General features: G+C 57.9%; 14 protein-coding genes. 4 read left to right on the top strand and 10 right to left on the bottom strand.

Annotated features, from left to right (window positions below):
- Positions 1 to 17: 17 nt before the first annotated feature.
- The 3 genes from CLV85_RS04915 to CLV85_RS04905 form a co-directional block, all read right to left on the bottom strand.
- Positions 18 to 2,048 (bottom strand): acyltransferase family protein, encoded by a 2,031-nt coding sequence (locus tag CLV85_RS04915; RefSeq protein ID WP_100388461.1) that lies wholly within the window; start codon positions 2,046 to 2,048, stop codon positions 18 to 20.
- Positions 2,049 to 2,260: 212 nt separating this feature from the next.
- The gene (gene galE / locus CLV85_RS04910) at positions 2,261 to 3,241 is read right to left on the bottom strand and encodes a UDP-glucose 4-epimerase GalE (RefSeq protein WP_100388460.1); all 981 of its coding nucleotides are present in this window, start codon (positions 3,239 to 3,241) and stop codon (positions 2,261 to 2,263) included.
- A gap of 78 nt (positions 3,242 to 3,319) precedes the next feature.
- The gene (locus tag CLV85_RS04905; RefSeq protein WP_100388459.1) at positions 3,320 to 4,447 is read right to left on the bottom strand and encodes a glycosyltransferase; all 1,128 of its coding nucleotides are present in this window, start codon (positions 4,445 to 4,447) and stop codon (positions 3,320 to 3,322) included.
- 118 nt (positions 4,448 to 4,565) lie between these two features.
- On the opposite strand from CLV85_RS04905, the gene CLV85_RS04900 reads away from it, so the two are divergent.
- A complete protein-coding gene (locus tag CLV85_RS04900) occupies positions 4,566 to 5,648 on the top strand; it encodes a glycosyltransferase family A protein (protein ID WP_100388458.1) in 1,083 nt (360 codons plus the stop codon).
- Between the two features lie 7 nt (positions 5,649 to 5,655).
- Here the strand turns inward: CLV85_RS04900 and CLV85_RS04895 are convergent, their stop codons facing one another.
- The gene (locus tag CLV85_RS04895; RefSeq protein ID WP_229820314.1) at positions 5,656 to 6,720 is read right to left on the bottom strand and encodes a glycosyltransferase family protein; all 1,065 of its coding nucleotides are present in this window, start codon (positions 6,718 to 6,720) and stop codon (positions 5,656 to 5,658) included.
- Between the two features lie 246 nt (positions 6,721 to 6,966).
- Here CLV85_RS04895 and CLV85_RS04890 point away from each other — a divergent pair, with 246 nt between their 5' ends.
- The gene (locus tag CLV85_RS04890) at positions 6,967 to 7,506 is read left to right on the top strand and encodes a hypothetical protein (RefSeq protein WP_147433347.1); all 540 of its coding nucleotides are present in this window, start codon (positions 6,967 to 6,969) and stop codon (positions 7,504 to 7,506) included.
- Positions 7,503 to 8,990: a hypothetical protein gene (locus CLV85_RS04885; RefSeq protein ID WP_100388455.1), complete on the top strand. Its 1,488-nt coding sequence runs from the start codon at positions 7,503 to 7,505 to the stop codon at positions 8,988 to 8,990. The genes CLV85_RS04890 and CLV85_RS04885 overlap by 4 nt, the downstream gene beginning before the upstream one ends.
- A gap of 80 nt (positions 8,991 to 9,070) precedes the next feature.
- On the opposite strand, the gene CLV85_RS04880 is transcribed toward CLV85_RS04885, so the two are convergent.
- The 3 genes from CLV85_RS04880 to CLV85_RS04870 form a co-directional block, all read right to left on the bottom strand.
- Positions 9,071 to 11,293, bottom strand: coding sequence for an LGFP repeat-containing protein (locus CLV85_RS04880; RefSeq protein WP_157847476.1), 2,223 nt, complete (start codon positions 11,291 to 11,293; stop codon positions 9,071 to 9,073).
- Between the two features lie 391 nt (positions 11,294 to 11,684).
- Positions 11,685 to 12,050 (bottom strand): DUF2304 domain-containing protein, encoded by a 366-nt coding sequence (locus CLV85_RS04875; RefSeq protein WP_100388453.1) that lies wholly within the window; start codon positions 12,048 to 12,050, stop codon positions 11,685 to 11,687.
- Positions 12,051 to 12,054: 4 nt separating this feature from the next.
- Positions 12,055 to 12,720 carry a glycosyltransferase family 2 protein gene (locus tag CLV85_RS04870; RefSeq protein WP_189621833.1) on the bottom strand — a complete coding sequence of 222 codons (666 nt, stop codon included), beginning with the start codon at positions 12,718 to 12,720 and terminating at the stop codon, positions 12,055 to 12,057.
- Positions 12,721 to 12,929: 209 nt separating this feature from the next.
- Here CLV85_RS04870 and CLV85_RS04865 point away from each other — a divergent pair, with 209 nt between their 5' ends.
- Positions 12,930 to 14,708 (top strand): ABC transporter ATP-binding protein, encoded by a 1,779-nt coding sequence (locus tag CLV85_RS04865; protein ID WP_100388451.1) that lies wholly within the window; start codon positions 12,930 to 12,932, stop codon positions 14,706 to 14,708.
- 30 nt (positions 14,709 to 14,738) lie between these two features.
- Here the strand turns inward: CLV85_RS04865 and CLV85_RS04860 are convergent, their stop codons facing one another.
- The 3 genes from CLV85_RS04860 to CLV85_RS04850 all read right to left on the bottom strand — a co-directional run bounded on the left by CLV85_RS04860 (position 14,739) and on the right by CLV85_RS04850 (position 18,941).
- On the bottom strand, positions 14,739 to 16,007 hold the full coding sequence (locus CLV85_RS04860; RefSeq protein ID WP_100388450.1) for a nucleotide sugar dehydrogenase: 1,269 nt from the start codon (positions 16,005 to 16,007) through the stop codon (positions 14,739 to 14,741).
- Positions 16,008 to 16,101: 94 nt separating this feature from the next.
- Complete coding sequence (locus CLV85_RS04855; RefSeq protein WP_100388449.1) at positions 16,102 to 17,271, bottom strand: glycosyltransferase family 4 protein; 1,170 nt, start codon at positions 17,269 to 17,271, stop codon at positions 16,102 to 16,104.
- Positions 17,272 to 17,282: 11 nt separating this feature from the next.
- Positions 17,283 to 18,941, bottom strand: a complete 1,659-nt coding sequence (locus CLV85_RS04850; RefSeq protein ID WP_100388448.1) for a DUF2142 domain-containing protein — start codon at positions 18,939 to 18,941, stop codon at positions 17,283 to 17,285.
- Positions 18,942 to 18,944 lie beyond the last annotated feature (3 nt).

Raw genomic sequence — 18,944 nt, 5'->3', positions numbered from 1 at the left:
GCGCTCTCGTTGCGCAATTACGACAGGGAAAGCGCCTCCCACAATGCTGCTGACAGCGTGGTCGAGTATTCGACGGTGACGTGGTGTGAATCGCGGTAGACGAGAGTCGAACCGATAATGACTCCACACGAGTCAGCATCGCAGAAGTAGTCCGTCAGGTCGACGAATCTAGCGCCCAATGCGGCGCTCGCCTCCGAGTCTGCCGTGGCAAAGGATCCGTAAATTGCCTGAGTCCGGGGGGAGGCACATTCCTCTGCACTCTCGAGATTGACCTCGAGACACAGCGTCGGCGTTTCGTCAAAATGGGGCGTGTCCGCAATCACCGCGAGTTCGATCGATGGATCCAGCGCGGCACGTAGCTCTGAATAACCCTCTTTCCACGCGGCGGTAGTTACCGGGTTGCCGTCCAACGCAGTGTAGTTAGAGAGGTTTGAGATCACGACAAGTTCTGGCGTGATTTCATTGAGCCTGTCGATCATGTTCGTGCGCCACTGCTCGCATGCGTCATCTCGCACGTTGTAGCGTGTCACTTTCACCGCAACGGAGGGGCACGACGACTTGGTGAAGGAAAATAAAGCGAATGACTGCTGGCTCGCCTCTTGCTCTAGTGCTGGAAACCACTGGGCAGCATGAGAGTCGCCAAAGAGCGCAATTGTGCGGGTCGCTGATGAATCTCCGAACTTGCATTCAGGATTCTCAGTCTGCTCCGCTGACCTGAGGTGACAGCCGTCCACATAGAGCACCGGAATGCTCTCACTCGCGTTAGCCAGCGAGGGTTGGAGGTTTGACGGCACGTAGTTAGTGAAACTTGGATACACGCTAGGTTCCACTATCGCGGCTGCTTCACGACCGGCATCCGTTGGCCGTGAATCGACGAGCACGAAAACAGAAAGCGCCATGACCGCAACGGTGGTTGACGCCGCGATACCCCACACAACCGTGCGCTGCGGTGTTCGCGCTCGTCGCGAGTCCGAGCGAATAAATGGCTGTTCTACAAAGCGATAAATCAGCCACGCGATCGGGACGGACACGAAAGCAACAAACACTTTACCCAAGGCGTTCGCCTCGGAAGGCACCCAGCCTAAGTAATCGACAAAAACGATGAGTGGCCAGTGCACCAGATAAAGCGAATACGAGATGGTTCCGAGGAACTGGAACGGTTTCAACCGCAAAAGCCGAAGCGGTCCGGCATTGCCAGCCTTACCACCGAAAGCGATCACTCCAGCGGCGCCGAGCACAGGCAATAACGCGGCGAAGCCCGGAAACGGCGTCGTATCCCCGTAGAGAATCGCGGCAAGAACGATCGCTACAACGCCGAGCCACGCGATGACTGCAGCGATAGCGCGGGGAAGAACCGTGATGCGACTGAACGCGAGCGCGACTAGCGCACCCGCCCCCAGTTCCCAGGCGCGCGATGCCGGTGAAAAATACGCCCAGGGGCCACTCGTTTCGACTAAAAAGGCGCTGGTCAACAATGATGCGACAACGATGACGGCCACAAGCGCGACTCTCGCCGAGGCTGACTTGGCGAGCTTCCATAAACCGAGCAAGACAAGGGGCCACAGCAAATAAAACTGTTCCTCGACGCCGAGCGACCAGTAATGCTGAAAAGGCGACGCCGCAGTCTCGGCCAAGTAATCGGTCCCCCGGATTGCAAACAGAAAGTTCGGCACATAGAAGACCGTTGCAACTGCGTCTTTTGCGGCGGACTTGACGAGTTCCGAAGGGAGGATGATGAAAGCTAGAACAACGGTTGCCGCTGCGACCGTTAGCGAGGCCGGAAGGATTCTCCGGGCTCGACGCAGGTAAAAGTCAGCAAAGCGCACACTCGACGACCTAGCGAGCTCGCTCAATAAATGATTCGTAATCAAAAATCCGGAAATGACGAAGAAGACGTCGACTCCGACGAACCCGCCTGAGAGCGGTAAACCTGCGTGATAGACCAGAACCACAAGCACCGCGAGAGCGCGCAAACCGTGAATATCCGCTCGGAACCCCGCTCGCACAAACGGAGGCGTCGCCAGCTTGACTGAATCCGTTCGTGCCACATTCGCCTCCGGTTAACACGTGGGGACTCAAGACAGCGGCCCTCGTGGGAATGAGGCCGTGCCTCAGGTCGCGCGAAACGACAGCCCACACGCCACGTTACTTCGTCGCCGATAGGGGCCGAGCCCGCACCTAGATTGTAGTCATTAGCGCACTTTGGATTCTGCATGCCGCTTTCGAGGAAGACAGATTCACTGCATGCGGGCCGAGCGGCTTAGCTTTCCTCGTGAGACTGCGCGGAAAAGAACTGTCGTGACAGCCACGCTGATTCCACAATGTCAGCTACCCCGTAGCGTGCGCGCCATCCAGTGAGCTGGTGAATGCCGTCGACAATTCCAACAACTGCGGCGGGGTCGCCGGCACGACGATCAAGAACCTCGACAGGCAAATCGCTGCCGCTCACAGCGAGAATCGAGTCGACCATTTCGCGCACGGATGTGCCAACTCCGGTACCGATATTGAGCACAGTATTCCCGGGGGCCTGCGGCAGCGCGTCAAGCACCGCGAGGTGTGCATCTGCCACATCACTCACATGCACGTAATCTCGGACGCACGTGCCGTCCGCAGTGTCGTAATCATCGCCGAATATAAGCGGCGGCTTTCCCGCAGCTATCTGCTCAAAACAGATCGGAATGAGGTTGAGAGCTTGGGTGTCGCCCAACTCCGGCGCCCCTGCCCCGCCGACGTTGAAATACCGCAGGCTTGCAGCCCGCAGGGGCCACGCCTGTGACGAAGCGGTAATCATTTGCTCACCGACAAGTTTCGTGGCCCCATACGGGTTAATGGGCGTCGTGGGAGCGCTTTCGCTTATTGCCCCCGATGCATCTCCATAGACGGCCGCAGACGAAGAGAACACGAGTTTCGCGACGCCGGCAGACTCCATCGCCAATAGCAGTTGCGCAACGCTTCCGACATTCTGTTCGTAATACCACGCCGGTTTCGCCACAGATTCAGCAACCTGCTTTTGCCCAGCGAAATGAATAACGGCTTCGATACGGTGCTCACGCATGAGTTCCGCGAGCTGCGACGCAGAACCGTTGGCGATGTCGAACTGAATCACGGGAAGCCCACGGATTCGCTCTCGGTTACCGGTAACGAGATCGTCGATCACGATCACAAAGTCACCCCGCTGCGCCAGAAGTCGGGACGTGTGTGCCCCAATGTAGCCTGCACCGCCGGTGACCAAAACTCTCATAGTGACAGTCTAGGAGAGCGCTTCGCTATCGCAGTCGTGTGCTTTGACCCGCGGAGACTGCATGACAGCGTTGTCACGTCACAATCGGGATCGCAGCACCTCTGAATAGTGCTGCTCGAGCTCGGCCGCACTATTGGTCAGGCTGCGTTCTTTTACGACGAAGTCCCGCGCAGCCGCCCCCAGTCGAGCGCGCTCACCGTTGCTCATCTGCAGCATTTCGCGTATCGCGATGGCGAGTCCCTCAACGTCGCGTTCCGGCACTAGGATTCCCGTCGTTCCTGCATCCATCATCTCGGAGATTCCGCCGCTGTTGTAGGCGATGACGGGCGTGCCGCACGCTTGCGCTTCTAAAAGTACAAGGCCGGCGGCTTCGCGTCCCCCCTGAGATTCTTGCGACGGCAGCACCATTGCCCGAGAAGCCCGCAGAGTGTCACGAACCACAGCCTTGGGCACTCGCCCTAGAAGTTCTATGTGCGGATGCTGGTCGGCTAAATCTCGCAGGATGCCTTCCTGCGGCCCTGCCCCGATCACGCGCAATCGGTGATCATGCGTAGCGACGAGGGATATCGACGCCCTGACGAGATCGAGCGGACCTTTGTGCGAATTCAGTGCCCCTACAAAGCTAATCAGCGGCGCCTCGATCACGGGAGCGGCGTCGCTAGCGGGCGTGAAAAACGCGGTATCGATGCCCTGGTAGTGAACTTCAAGGCGTTCAGGAGCGAAGCCGACCGCGATGGCTTCATCCGCGAGGTACTTGCTCACGCTCAGCACGCGATCACTCACCTTCTGAATCGCGCGCACATTTCTGCGATGCCACACATTCATCGCACCCCGCGTCGGACCAGCTAAGGCCCTCACGTCGTACCCGTGGAGCGTCGTGAGCAATGGCACATCAAGCGTGCCCGCTGCACGGATTGCGGGCCCAGACCACGTAGCAAAATGCTGATGGATGAGGTCAGGCCGGTACTGAATGAGCCCTTTCGCCATCGCAAACCCTGCGAACGGTGCGAGGTATAGGCGTCGTGCAGGATCCAGCTGCGCAAACGGGGCAAAATCGTGAACGGGCAGAGTGACGGACGGGTCACGCACATCCGCCAGCAATGAAAACGATTCGAAGTGATGGTGATCAGCAAGCAGCTGAGCATGGCTGACGACAAAGTACGTCGGCGGGACGGCTAAGACGTTTGTAGTCAGTGCAACTCTCATTCGGCCGACCTCCCCTCCCTGTCAGTACTCAACCTTCCACATAGTAGCCGGGTCATTCGGACCAGTCCCGCAGCACGTGCTTCTTAGAGTCACGCGAGCCTGCTGCTAAAGTGACGAAGTGAATTCTGCCCCGATCGTCGATGTCATTATTCCCATCCACGATTCGAAACGGCCGCTTGAGCGCACTCTCGAATCACTGCTGGCATCGGGACTTTCACCCCGGACGGAACTTCAGATCACGGTTGTGTGCCACAACATCTCCGCAGCTGATATTGCCGCCAATCTAACTCCAGAATTGCGCGAGATTGTGCGCCTGATTGAGTGCCACGACAACCTCCCCAGCCCCGCCGGCCCTCGAGCGCTTGCACTATCGCAATCCACAGCCCGATACATCTCGTTCGTTGACTCGGATGACACGCTGGACCCCCACGCGCTAGCGTCTTGGGTAGCCCTGGCAGACAAACATGTTCTTGACGCCGTGATCCCCCCAGAACGCCACGACACGGGAAAGGCCATTCGCACACCTCCCGTTCGACGATTCCGGAACGGCAATCTCCATCCTGTTCGTGATCGCGTGAGCTATCGCACGGCACCGCTTGGCCTCATTCGCCGAGCGGCTATCGAACGGCTAGGCATCCAGTTTGGAAGCGGCGTGCGAAACGGGTCGGATCAAATTTTTGCGCTCATGCTCTGGTTTGGAAGCAACGCGGTACGTTTCGCCCGAGGAGGCCCCGGCTACATCGTGGGAGGCGACGCCGAAACACGCGTCACCACACAAATGCAACCACTCGCCGGCGAGCTTAAAGCTACCCGCGACCTCCTAGCCTCGCCGTGGTTTGCAGCGCTTCCTGTACCTTCACGTCGCGCAATTGCAGTTAAGTTCGTTCGCCTGCAACTCTTCGGCGGCGTCGAACGACGGCTCGATACTCGCTGGTGGTCTGCAGAGTCGAAGGAAGCTGCAGCAGAATTTATCCGCCTAGTCCAGAACGCGGCCCCGGGATACGAAAAGTCGCTATCCATTGCCGATATTAACCTTTGTCGGTCCATCGTTAGCACGTCGTCCGATGCTCCCGAACTATCAACTCTCATGGCAAAAAGAAGAGCTTTCGGACGCCCTGCGACGGTGCTGACTCACGACTTGCGGAGCTTCTTCGCGCCCGACGCACCGTTGCGCTACATGATCGCAACAGTGCTCCACTGACGCGCGTTCAGCCCAGAATGTCGTGAACGGCGTCGAACCAGATTTTCACTTGTTCTTCTGAGGACAGTGCAGGAGCCGCGCGGTGCGCCGCTTGTTTCCATGCTTCAACTCGCTGCTTGTCGAGCCCATGAAGCGTCTTCCGCAGCGACTCCACTGAATAGTCATCAGTGCTTTCGCCTACGCCGTAGCGCTCGATAAGAGGTGTCATTTCGGGGCCGGGGCCGATGATGACACCCACGCGAGCTTGAATCGCCTCAAAGAACTTATTGGGAAGAGCGAGGGCCTTGCTAGCATTCGTGGGAGGAATGAAGGACAGCGCAACGTCGTACTCGGCCACGGTGTTGACGAGCTCGGTGTACGCGACCGGTTCACGGAATTTCAACTGCGGAATGTCTGCGCCAAGTTTTTTCAAGCTCGCAACGTAGTCAGGCTCATTGGGCATGACAATCAGGTCCAACTCGATATGCGGCGGCGCGTCACGCATCGCTTCGACGATGAGCTCAATGCGGCGTGCACGAGCACCGGCAGTCGTGCAGATGATGCGGATGACGTCTCCAACCGGGGTGGGCTGCAGGTCAGCAAAGGGAGCGGCATTGGTTACCGTGCCGAAGTCGATTCCGAGATCCTCTTGGTAGCGGCGCGCAAAACCTGACGACGCCGCCGTTCGAGAGGTGGTCTGGGGCACGTAGGTCTTGCACAGCCACATCATGTACGGGGCCACAAAGATTCGCCATTGCCAGTTGTTGGTCTTGAGTTCAGGGAAATACTCGTGGAGATCGGCGTGCACGCCCTTCTTCGCTCCGAGCGAGAGGGCGACTGGGACTGCCTCAATGTCATTGGCAAAGACAGCGTCGAACTTACCAACGGGCAGGATTTCGCTAACGAGCCGCACGGCAGGCAGATTCCAGTACGCTCGCTTGTAACTTCGTGTGATCATGGCGAATCGATCGTTAACCCAGGCACGAATTCCGAACGGAATTTCGAAGTGCTCGACGACACCTTCTGGTGCCGGACCCATGCCGCAGGTGTAGAGATCGTAGCGGTCCTTGAAGATTTCGATCTGCTTAGTCACCCGCGGATCTGAAATTAGCGTGGAAAACGAGATGATCAAAAGGCTGGGACGCGAACTCATGTGCTCTCTTCGTTACGGGCCGTGGCTGCATGTACGGCAGCCGAGTGGTTTCCGAGGCCAGTATACGGGCGGGGTTGTCGATGACGTCTCAGCGCCGCCCTCAAGAGGTAAACGCATCCGCCCGTCGCTCGCCCTTCTCACCGACACCGTTGCGTCTACACTGTTCGAGTGGTTCACAAGTCGCGCTTGGCGCTCATCAGCATCGTTCTGATCATCGCTGTGGTGAACATTATCCAGTTTTCCGCGATCGACAGTGATACGTCAGGGCGCTACCGTGCCCTCGACCGGAAGTCCACCTCCGACATCATGCAGCTCGGGGTGGGTACTGGAGAAATTGCGCGGGAATACCAGTTCTATCTCGAGCTGTCAGAAATCGCACCGGGGGCTCATCTCTTACTGGAGGAGTCGAACGGTTTCACACTTCCAGAGATCCGCACCTATGCCTTGAGCCTCGGAGAGGCCTCCCTCGTGGAAGCTGCAGAGCTGAGCAATTCGAACCCGTCCGCCGACGAAACAGTCGAAAGCACTCTTGTCGCGGCAAACGGCAACGGAAGCTTTGGAGATACCTACAACATCCCGTGGCAAATCATTACCCGGGAGTGCGATGAGCCTAGAGATCCCGACGCGCCTCGCGTATTTGTGGTGGCCTTCGAGCAGGAAGCGTTCACGCCGCTCCTCTCGGCGACTGAAACCTGCACACTGCCATCTATGGAGGATCTCGGATGATTATCGAGGTTGCGACAGTACTCTCCATGGTGGTGGGGGGCAGCGCTCTCATGCGCATCACTGGAATCCGCGGTTGGGCACTGCCCGTTGTGGGGTCAGTGGCCGGAATCTCGCTGTATCTCATTGTCGGAATGCTGCAAGTGTTTACTCCCATTACGACAAGCCCCATAGTGACGATCTCGCTTACCGCTGGGGTTCCCCTCGCAGCGTTGGCGTGGCAAGCGCTTCGCGGCGCGGATGTTGGCCTGCGGATCATCCCAAGCGTGGCAGCAGTTCTCGGCCTCGTTGCGGCAGTCGCTCTCTTTCGTCAGGCCAGACTCGTCGCGTGGTCAAAAGACAGCTTTGAGTATCTGGTGAATGCATCGCTCATTGCAAACAATCATCTGGATGCCGCCTCCATTGACCTACTCCCCAAGAGACTTATTGGGGTTCCCCTGTTGCATGCCGCTGCGAACCTCGGCGGCGAACACTACTTCCCCGCCATCACGCCGTTGATCGCTGGCCTCACTATTGCGGTTATCGCGTGGTTGGCCTGGGTGGCGCTCGCACCGCGAATCGATCACCGCATCGCCGCGGCCGTCATCGTGTCGTGCTTGTTGGCGCTCGTGACGGTGAACCGCTACGTGTTCAACGCGTTCTATGTCAACGGACATCTCTTGTTCGGGATGCTAATAGTGGTCCTAGTCGGCTGCGGATGGCTCATCGCGACGAAGAATGAGGTAAACCGCACTGCTCTCATTACGCTCATGGCGCTTTCAATAGTCGCACTATCGGTGATTCGTGCTGAAGCGCCGATAGCGGTTGCGCTCGCCCTTCTCCCGGTGCTTCTGAATCAAGAGTTCTCCGTGCGTGAACGCTCGCTACTGTTGGGCTTATTCGGGCTCTCGACGATTGCTTGGCAATCATTCGTAGCGACAATGTACGTGACCGGAGACTCGCGAGTGCCGGTGTCTGTTTTCGGGCTCCTCGCTTTAGGCATCGCAGCGCTTGGCGGAGTTCCACTTTTACGGTTGAAGCTCCTCACCCGCAAGCGCAGCATCGTCCTCGTCTCCGCCCAGACTCTGCTCTGGATTGCGCTCGCCGTCCTCGCGATTAGGCAGCCCGATGTACTGATCGACAGCCTGCGTGCGACTATGGATAATGCGGTGCTCGGAGCTGGCTCGTGGGGGTACTCCCTATTTCTGCTCGGGATCGCCGTCGCGATTTTTCTCTTCGCGAAACTGCCCGAGGGCGAGATGGTGCGATTCCCGATCGTCACTTTCATTCCCGTGGCGTTCCTCCTCGCGTACTTGCGCGAGGCTGCATATCGCGTGGGCGCGGGAGATTCGCTCAACCGAATGTGGATCCAGTTGCTTCCACTCGCAGTTTTCTACCTGATCATCGCAATCGGAATGGGGCGTCGACGCTCGGTGGCGAGCGATTCACTCGATGAGCGCCGCATCGCCCCCGAGGTTTCCGCGCAGACAAACCGGCCGGTCATTTAATACTTCGTCACGGAAATCGCACAATATTCGCGACAGCTATTGCGGCCGGGTTCTCCGACTGAGGCTTCAGCAAAAATCGATTACGGCGCCGCGGGTAGTGAGATCGTGCCGTGTTGGAATGCCTGCGAGCAGGTACCCGATTCACAAATCATCTCAGCGACAGGCCACCCAAGAGCACCGTTGATGCCGCCCTGAGCCACCGACTCCGCTCGGAAATCCCAGTTGAGCGTAAATACTCCAGCGGAACTCGAGTACACCTGAGCATCCTCAAAACGCTGAACAGCTCCACTGCCATTGACCGTCTCATAGAAGCGAGTATCGAGCGTCGGCAGCCCCAGCTCCGAAATGCGAGCACCGTAGTAGTCAGCGATCGCCGAATCTGTAATCGCATAGACAGCCGAATTCGACGAGGCTTGATAAAGGGCCCCGTGCTGGAACTCCTGCGAGCAGCTACCTGATTCGCAGATCATCTCAGCGACAGGCCACCCAAGAGCACCGTTGATGCCGCCCTGAGCCACCGATCCCCCGCGGAAATCCCAGTTGAGCGTAAATACTCCAGCGGAACTCGAGTACACCTGAGCATCCTCAAAACGCTGAACAGCTCCACTGCCATTGACCGTCTCATAGAAGCGAGTATCGAGCGTCGGCAGCCCCAGCTCCGAAATGCGAGCACCGTAGTAGTCAGCGATCGCCGAATCTGTAATCGCATAGACAGCCGAATTCGACGAGGCTTGATAAAGGGCCCCGTGCTGGAACTCCTGCGAGCAGCTACCTGATTCGCAGATCATCTCAGCGACAGGCCACCCAAGAACACCGTTAATGCCGCCCTGAGCAACCGATCCATCGCGGAAAGCCTTGCTCAGCGAGAACACCCCTGCATCAGTCGAGTAAACCTGAGCTTTTTCGAATCGCTGGACAGTTCCCTTACCGTTCACCGTCGCGTATGAGCGGGTATCGAGAGTGGGTTTACCCAAAGTGGCGATACGTGTGCTGTAGTACGCCGAGATTGCGGAATCCGTGATCGCGTAGACAGCCGAACTCGATGAGGCTTGGTACAACGCACCGTGTTGGAACTGTTGTGAACAGCTATCCGAAACGCAGACCATCTCGGCCGCGGGCCAGCCCATGACTCCGTTGATGCCGCCCTGAGCCACCGAAGCATCACGGAAGGCCTTACTCAGCGCGAATACCCCCGCATCACTCGAGTAAACCTGGGCGTAGTTGAACCGCTGCACAAGACCACTGCCATTAACGGTGTCATAGAACACAGTATCCGCGGCCGGCCACCCGAGCGCAGTGGGCTTCGCATCGTAGTAATCGACGATCGCTGAGTCCAAAATCGAGTAGACGGCTGTGTTTGACGATGCCTGATACAGCGCGCCGTTTTGGAATTGCTGCGAACAGCTACCGGAAACACAGGATTGTTCACCGATCGGCCAGCCAAGAATTCCTCTAATGCCACCCTGTGCGACAGATTCATCTCGGAACGCGAAGCTAACCGTAAATACACCGGCGTCACTGGAATAGACGTGGGCCTTAGCGAAGTGCTGAACAGCGCCATCGCCATTCACCGTTTCGTACGTGCTGGTTGCCGAGGTGGGCGATCCCAACGCGGTGGTTCGGGTCTCGTAGTACGCAGCGATGTCTGGGTCGTCGACCGTGTAGACGGGAGCCCCAGTGGTCGAGCCGAACCATGCCGTGAAGTAATCCCAGAAATTGCGATTTCCATAGGACGAGCACGAGTCGCCATAGCCGCCAAGATTAGCCAGAGCGGCCGCGTTAGGAACGTACGGAGTGTAGTTGTACAACGCCGCAGTTGCGTTGTTCTGAATGTTGACTGACTTCGAACCACACGAGGTGTTGGGATGATACAAAATCGACTTCACTCCGGGCTGGTAGTAGCCCCACGCGGTAGGAGTGCTGTAGCGCTTGAGCTGCCATGCCGCGTTGTACAGCTGGTTGTACAATCCGTAGTATTCCGCGTCACACACACCACCGACGTTGTCGGGGCAGCCGTAACCCATGGCACGAGCCAGGCGCGAATCACTCGGTTCATCGTTCGTGAGCAGGCCCTGCTCTTTCTGCAACATTACGAGCAGAACTTTGGCACTAATGCCACAGGCTTGTTGCACCTTGTAAATAATGGCCGAGGTGAGCTCGTTGCTCGCGCCCGTGTAGGGGCCGCACACCGTGCGGTCGGCATCGCGCGAGAAAGTGGTGGTGCGCTTAATCGTGAGGCAGTTCGAATTGTCACACGAGTCCAGCATCGAATCGAGGAATGCCTGAATCTGAGACTGAGACATGTCGCCCGATTTATAGAAATAGGCGTCGCTAATGATGTAACCCGGGTCAAAGTTGCTTCCAGAATTAGCTTGAAAAAGACTCGATTGCGCCGCTGAAGGATCAGCTAGCTGCGACAGTGAGGAGTTCGCTGACTCGATGGAAACTTGGGCTGATGCAGATGCTGCGTTCGTAGCTCCGACGGTGAACAGCAGCGACGCCAAGACCGCGACGGCCAATCCGCGAAAGACGGAAAACGTCGTTCTTATGCTCCTGTAGCGCATTCGAGCCCCCTAAATTTGCACGTACTGCACCAACAGTAATTCACTCGCCCCACAATCCGCAGCAGTCCACCCTGTTAAATGCGCGATGGCTCACCCCCAGAAGGAGTGCATTTCTGAACCCCAAGAGACTCTAAGCGGGGCGACTAGTTCCGGAATCCAGTTCTTCGGGTTTTGGCTGTTGGCTCAATGCCAGCTGTCGGGCGAGCTCAGTGATCTGAGTGTCCATCTGGCGAAAACGCCGGTAGGTACTCATCACAAGCCCCAAGAAGAAAAGAACCGTGAGGTAAAGCAACAGGTCAGCACCGCGGCCGATACCGACCAGCCTCGCCATCGTCGTCCAAATTTGAGGGAAGAATACCGACGATGCTGCAGCGACAACGAAGAGCATCATGAGGATGCGACGAACGGCTTGATGCCGCGCTCCGCCATTGCGCATCATCACTATCGCGATGACTATGACGATCGAAACGACGATGGTCTGAAAAATAACGGTCATAAGCTCACCTAAAAATCAGTTCAACAAGAATGTTGACAGAGTTGAGAAGGGACTGGCCTTTGGCTTTTGAGTAGTCGGTGTAGACAATATGGGTGGGATACTCGGACCACTGAATTTTGAGGCCACCAATGAGGTCTACAAGCTCAGACGCGTGGGCCATCCGGTTCTGAGTGATGTGGATATTCTCCAACACAGGGCGGCTAAGCACCCGGAGCCCATTGTGGGCATCCGTAAGGGCCATATTCGTCGTCACCCGCGTGTACCACGCCGCGGTGCGCAACACGATGCGCTTAGAGCGGTTGACCTTTGTGCGGTCATCAAGAAATCGTGAACCGATGACGGCATCCAAATTGTTCGCGTGGAGCTTCTCCACCATGCCCGCAGCATCCGCCACTTGATGTTGCCCGTCTGCGTCAAACGTAACAACCTCGGTCATGGCCGGGTCAGAGAGTGCGTAATCAAAGCCAGTTTGCAACGAGGCACCCTGACCGAGATTGATCGGATGCTCGACGACAACCGCCCCGGCAGCGCGTGCGAATTCCGCAGAGCGATCGCTCGACCCATCGTCTACGCATACAACATACGGAAAGGTTCGCCGCACTTCGGCGACAACCTCGCCTATGACAGCACCCTCGTTATACATAGGGATAATGACCCAAGTTCTTCCCATATGCTCAGTCTCCCATACGCACGAACTTTCCGACGTTCAATCGCGTTGATACAAAGGTCCGAGGAACGCGCTCCGACACTGGTGTGCGGATAGCGGCAGGCGCTGGATGCCCCGATCCCCGAAAGCTTCCGTCGTTGTTCTCGCTCGCGGGGCACCCATCCAAGACCACGTAGACTTCGGTAGGATTCGGCCTCGACCTGGAGAAATAGATGAAGTCTGCAATTGCCCTCGTCAACGAGGTTCTCTCCATTTTGCCCGCCGGGGCACGGCGCTACCTCATTGTGTATTCGGTAACTTTAGGTTTGCTCTCGATTCTGGATGCGTTGGCACTCGGATTGCTCGCTCTCGTCATCTCCCCCATTCTTTCGGGAACCACCCTTTCGCTTCCTGTGATTGGCGAGGTCGGCGAGCTGGGCCTTCTGCTCATGCTCGGGCTTGTGTGTCTCATGATCGTCGCGAAGGGCATTCTTGCTGTCGCGCTTTTATGGGGCGCCACTCGGCGGTTCGCAAAATACGAACTCGACATTGGTTCGCGGCTCTTCGCGAGCTACATCGACGCCCCGTGGGTTGAGCGGCTCAAGCGAAACTCCGCAGACGTGGTCCGACTGACGGACGGCAGCGTTGGCGTGACAGTGTCGGGCTTCCTGCTCCCCTTTTCCACACTTTTTGGCGAGGCTCTCAGCTTCCTCACTATCGTCGTGGTGCTTGCCGTGGTGCAGCCGCTGGTCGCTGCCATCGCACTGGGATACCTCGGTCTCCTAGGAGCGATCCTGTACTTCTGGGTCGCGAAACGTGCGCGTGAGGCTGGCCGCGTCAACCTTAAATACACGCTCCGAAGCTCTCGGCTCATTACCGAGATGATCGGCGCGCTCAAGGAGGTCACGCTTCGCGGGAAATCACACGAAGTTGCAGACGTCGTCCGCTCCAATCGAGTGCATTCGACGCGCGCGCGTTCCAACATTCAGTTCCTCGGCCAGGTGCCTCGCTATGTACTCGAATCCGGGATCGTGGGTGGTTTCGTGCTCGTGGGAACTGCGGGATATGCCACAGGCGGAGTCACAGAAGCAATAACCGCGGTAGCCCTTTTCGGACTCGCTGGCTTCCGTATGGCGCCTTCGGTTGTCAGGTTCCAAGCGGTCGTATCCCAAGTCACAGCTAACATGCCCCACGCAAGCGCCGTGCTCGCCGAAATTCGGAGCGCTGAAAGTTCCGTCAAATACCGCGTCGGGCGCGAGACTTTAACGATTCCCGAGTCAGCGAGTGCGTTGAGCTTCGAGAACGTGAGCTTTAGGTATGCCGCCGATCAGGGCGATGCAATAAGTGACGTGTCATTTACCATTCCTTTTGGCAGCACAGTTGCGTTGGTCGGTTCGTCAGGAGCCGGAAAATCAACGGTCGTCGACCTGATCTTGGGCCTCATCGAACCTACGGGCGGACGGCTGGCCATCGATCAGTTGGACTTGACCAAACTGACGCAGTCGTGGCGACAGCAAGTTAGCTATGTGCCGCAGGAGGTCGCCCTCTTCGATTCCAGCATTGCGCAGAACGTCGCACTCACCTGGGGCAATGACATCGACGAGGAACGCGTGCGCTCCGCACTCGCACAAGCACAACTTCTAGACATCGTGGACAAGCGCGAGGACGGCATTCATGGCGTTATCGGCGAGCGGGGCCTCGCTCTTTCTGGCGGACAGCGGCAACGCCTAGGAATTGCTCGCGCGCTCTACGCAGATCCCCGCGTTTTGGTTCTCGATGAAGCGACAAGCGCCCTCGACACTGCCACGGAAGCCGCCGTGACCGACGCGATCAAAGCCCTCCACGGCGAGAAAACCGTCATCACCGTCGCGCACAGACTGTCCACGATCCAACATGCAGACCAGATCCTCTTCATGTCGAATGGCAGAGTTGTCGCCCAGGGGACCTTCTCCGAACTCGTCGCTAAAGTGCCCGAGTTCGCACGGCAAGCAGGCCTAGCTGGTCTCGCTTAGCTGCCTGCCCGCCGTACTGATAGAGAAAAACTAGAGGATCTCGATCTTCGGTCCGTTGAGTCGATTACGGGTGTCCAACACCGGGACATCTGCGGTATTCAAGAGCTCGAGCTCCAGAGTGTCGTGGTCGGTCAACAAGACCGCGATGTCCATCCCGGCGATTGTGTCTTCCGTGAGCGATACCTTCGTGACGTTCGCAGGCCAGCGGTGAGCCTCGACGTGATCGTCAACAGCAAAGACTTCGGCGCCCTCGTCGTGGAGGAGCTCAAGTAGCCGTAGCGACGGCGACTCCCGAATGTCACCGGAGTTCTTCTTGTAAGCCATCCCGACAAGCAAGATTTTGGAGCCTCGCAACGCACGGCTCGACGCGTTGAGGAGGTGCATGACACGCTGCGTTACATACTGCGGCATGTTGTCGTTGACGTCGTTGGCCAACTCAACGAAACGGAAGTTCTGACCAAGCTTCCTTCTGACCTGCCACGATAGGTAGCTCGGGTCAACGGGGAGGCAGTGTCCGCCAACGCCTGGACCCGGCGTGAACTTCATAAATCCGAAAGGCTTAGTGTTCGCCGCATCAATCGATTCCCACACATTGACGCCGAGCTGATGGGCAAAGATCGCGAGTTCGTTGACCAACGCGATATTTACGTGCCGGAAAGTGTTCTCCAAAAGCTTCGCAAGCTCTGCCTCTTTGGGCGTGGGGACAGGAACAGTCGTGTCGACGAGCGAATCGTAAAACGCTTGAACCTTCTCGAGTGACTCGGGGTTGATTCCCGACACAATCTTGGGAGTGGTGACGAAGCCCCACTGCTGGTTTCCCGGGTCAATGCGTTCAGGGCTGTACCCCACGTAGAAATCGCTGCCAGCGGTGAGGCCCGAACCGGACTCCAAGATCGGCACGAGAAGCTCTTCAGTGGTTCCCGGGTAGGTTGTCGACTCGAGAATGACTGTCGCTCCGGGCTTCATGCGCTCTGCCAACGCAACACCCGAGCTCTCAATGAAGCTCAAGTCCGGCACACTTTCGCGCAGCGGAGTCGGCACTGCAATGACAGCGAAGTCGAACCCGTTAACGTCGGCGTAGTCCGTCGTCGGCGTGTAACTGCCAGAAGCGATCGCTCGGGCTAGCTCAGCGTCAGAGACGTCTTCGACGAAGGATATGCCGGAACGCAAGCCTTCGACCCGACGTTCGTCAAGGTCAATTCCAATAACGCGATAGCCCTGCTCGACGGCCCGCATCGCGACTGGTAGACCAACATAGCCTTGACCGACTACTGCGACTGTTTTGACGATGTCTGGCATCCGCGCGCAACTCTCTTTTCAATCAGGTGACTCATCTGAATCCCTACAACACTACCTCCCCTTGTGCCGGTTTCGAGTTCACCCGGAGCCGCACTTATCGAGTCAGGATTCGCCGGGCTTCTCCGATGATCCGCGAAGCAACCGCGCGCAGAGAGATGTTGTTGGCGGCCCACTCCGAGCGCGCAGCACGATTTGCATATGGCTCCTCGTCGCTGAGCACCGAGAGCATTACTGCTGCGATCGCCTCTTTCTCATAGGCGACCGCATGCCCAATTCCCTCACGTGCCGCGAAGTCGGCACCAGGGCCAGTTCCCGCGTAGATTACCGGCACACCGCACGCCACTGAGGCATACATTTTGGTGGCAAAAGCGCGAGCGTAACCATCTGGATGCACGCTCGCGAGGGTCACTACAGCGCCTCTGATCCACGATGCGACTTCTTCAGGGCTCATCCGGGGTCGGAGTTCCACAGCCCCCACGGGTAAAGACTTACTGCGCTCAGCAAGCGTTGCGAAATCTGACCCTTGACCAATAAAGACGAGCTTCGAATCCGGACGTGTTTTAAGAACCTCTTCGAAGGCATCAAGGAAGATCTGCGCACCATGGACTTCGGACGCCGTACCCGCGTACAAAAGATAGGGAACACCGAGGGCGATCTTCTCCCCTACCGGGCTGAACATCGTTGTGTCTACGCCATTACCGACCGTGGTCACCATCGCCCGCGGAAATTGTTCTCTGATGCGCTCTGTGAATTCAGCCGAAACAGAAACGACCGCTGCAGCCCCGCTCATCGCCCAACGCTCGACGCCACGAAGGATCACTGCAATGTGTCGCGGATAGCCTGCGCTTCCCACGGCGTCTGACCAAATGTCTGCCGCGTAGTACAGATAGGGAATGCCTCGGATTCCGCACGCGATTCGGGTGAACCATCCAGTAGTCGGCGGCGGTTCAACGATGACAAGGTGCGGCTTCCTCATAAACAGCAAACGAAAGAACACGGGGAGGTCAAAGCTCAAATACTGCAGGTAGCCACGCACGTACCCTGCCCGGTCTCTTAACACCCACATGCGTCGCACTCGCGCACCCCGTGCTGGCGAATCAACATCATCGAACCCCGCGGGAGGGTTCGATGTCAGCACATCAACGGCAGCACCATTGGCCGCCAATTCAGCAACCAGCGCGCGTAAACGGTACGAGGCCGCGGCCGGTTCAGGAACGTAAATCCGGCTGACGACTGCGACGCGCTTGCCTGCTAGAGCGTCCATTGTCTCAGGGCTCACGCGGGTACGCGAGTAATGCCGGAAGGAGCGAGCAGGGCTGCGCTCGCGTCTGCATCGTTAGGCGCACCGGAAGCGGCATCTGGACTTGCGCCTGTGGCTGTAGTCGCAGCGGTTGCATTGTTCGTTGCCACCACCGGTGCGATATGAATTTCCCTTGCCAAGATGGCGACCATGCCCGCAAACGCGGTGGACCCCACAGCCCACACCACCATAGGCGCGGGAGCGCCTGACCAGAACCACTCGGCACCCGCGTTGAGGTTCCATCCGGGAACGTCGTTACCCGTGACGTAGCGCCGCATGTTCATGTGAAGCGCAACGAGGTTAGCGGCACTTAGCACAACGACGATTGCGACGGTCTGCACCCGCCCGAGGGCGACGCGCTTTCGGCCAGCTTGCACCACGAGAAGACCTCCCATCAAGACGATGAGCGGCAGGATGTAGCGAGGCTGCACCTGCTCCCCCACTTTGTCCCCGCCCTGTGTGAGTACGTACGTCGGAAGAATCCAGAGCACGAAACCGACGCTCGCAACCACGAATGCTTTACGCCAGTTCAGCACCCCGAGGCCGGCAAAGCCCAACGCTACGAAGGCAGCAATCCCAAAAAACACGACCGAAGCGGGAATCGGAGTATCCAGCCAACCGAGATCCCACCCGCCGAAAGCGCCAATCCATAAAGAAGGCACGTTGAGAAGGTTGTACGCAAGCAACCCAAAACCCGCCAAGCTATCCGCCGCCGTTGCCGCTTGTGCCGCCGCTGGCCCCGCTTCTGCTCCCGCAAAACCGTTGATTCCGGCAGAAGTCTGCCTGGCAGTCAAGAAAAACACTCCAGCGACAACACCCATCGCCACGGGAAGTAGCGAGAGCAACCAAAAACGACGAGTGTTCTCAAATACCAGGATGATCGCAACGCCGAGCGCACCGACCACGTACAAAGCAGAATCACCGCGGGAGCCCGCTGCCATGAGGACCGAGATGACTACGAGCACCGCAGAAGCGGCGCGCGCAACGCGGGTCTCTGCCTCGTAATAGCTGAGCAATGCCAGCCACGCTGATCCGACGCCGGTGACAGCCCAACCGCTTGGGTTATTGGATGCGAGCAGAAAGACTCCGAGCGGCATCGTCGTCACGAGCCAGCCCCACACCAACGCAGGCCGACGACTGACAGGGAGCAGCATATAAAGCGCCGCAGTCAAGGCAACGAATAAGAGAACATTGAAAAGGCGCATCGCCATAACCGAGAACATGGTGTCGTCGCCCACGAACACGCTCATGACGGAATAGTAAAGCGGCGGATATTCGCCCTCAAAGTTTCCGCGGTCCGTCTCCACTAATGAGGTTGAGCCGAAATCGATCCGGTCCTGACAGGCGGCACTTTCCTCACTAACGAAGGCGTAGCATGGCGAGCTCAGGAGCGCTTGTGGCACGAGTCGGGTTGAATCAGTCGCGCCCGACTGGCAGTACGCCGGGTTGTCCGTTGAACACCAAATGCTGACCAGATGGTAATCATCATCGGGAGCTGCGCCCATCGGCGATGCGAAAGCCCACGCCGAAAGCGCGAGGAGAGCCAACACGGGAGCTAAGGCAATGAGCCTGAACCGCCGCAGCGGATTCGTACGCGCGGACGCGACAATAGGTTCGAAGCGTCCGGGTGCCATCTG

The sequence above is a fragment of the Salinibacterium amurskyense genome (assembly GCF_002797685.1).
GTDB classification, from domain to species: Bacteria; Actinomycetota; Actinomycetes; order Actinomycetales; family Microbacteriaceae; genus Rhodoglobus; species Rhodoglobus amurskyensis.
The sequence above is the reverse complement of the archived record's forward strand: the minus strand, read 5'-3'. Positions and strand labels throughout refer to the sequence as shown.

Coding starts and splice junctions, on each gene's coding strand:
- galE (WP_100388460.1), bottom strand. CDS start 3,241: ATGAGAGTTTTGGTCACCGGCGGTGCAGGCTACATTGGGGCACACACG.
- CLV85_RS04905 (WP_100388459.1), bottom strand. CDS start 4,447: ATGAGAGTTGCACTGACTACAAACGTCTTAGCCGTCCCGCCGACGTAC.
- CLV85_RS04885 (WP_100388455.1), top strand. CDS start 7,503: ATGATTATCGAGGTTGCGACAGTACTCTCCATGGTGGTGGGGGGCAGC.
- CLV85_RS04880 (WP_157847476.1), bottom strand. CDS start 11,293: ATGTCTCAGTCTCAGATTCAGGCATTCCTCGATTCGATGCTGGACTCG.
- CLV85_RS04875 (WP_100388453.1), bottom strand. CDS start 12,050: ATGACCGTTATTTTTCAGACCATCGTCGTTTCGATCGTCATAGTCATC.
- CLV85_RS04870 (WP_189621833.1), bottom strand. CDS start 12,720: ATGGGAAGAACTTGGGTCATTATCCCTATGTATAACGAGGGTGCTGTC.
- CLV85_RS04865 (WP_100388451.1), top strand. CDS start 12,930: ATGAAGTCTGCAATTGCCCTCGTCAACGAGGTTCTCTCCATTTTGCCC.
- CLV85_RS04860 (WP_100388450.1), bottom strand. CDS start 16,007: ATGCCAGACATCGTCAAAACAGTCGCAGTAGTCGGTCAAGGCTATGTT.
- CLV85_RS04855 (WP_100388449.1), bottom strand. CDS start 17,271: ATGGACGCTCTAGCAGGCAAGCGCGTCGCAGTCGTCAGCCGGATTTAC.
- CLV85_RS04850 (WP_100388448.1), bottom strand. CDS start 18,941: ATGGCACCCGGACGCTTCGAACCTATTGTCGCGTCCGCGCGTACGAAT.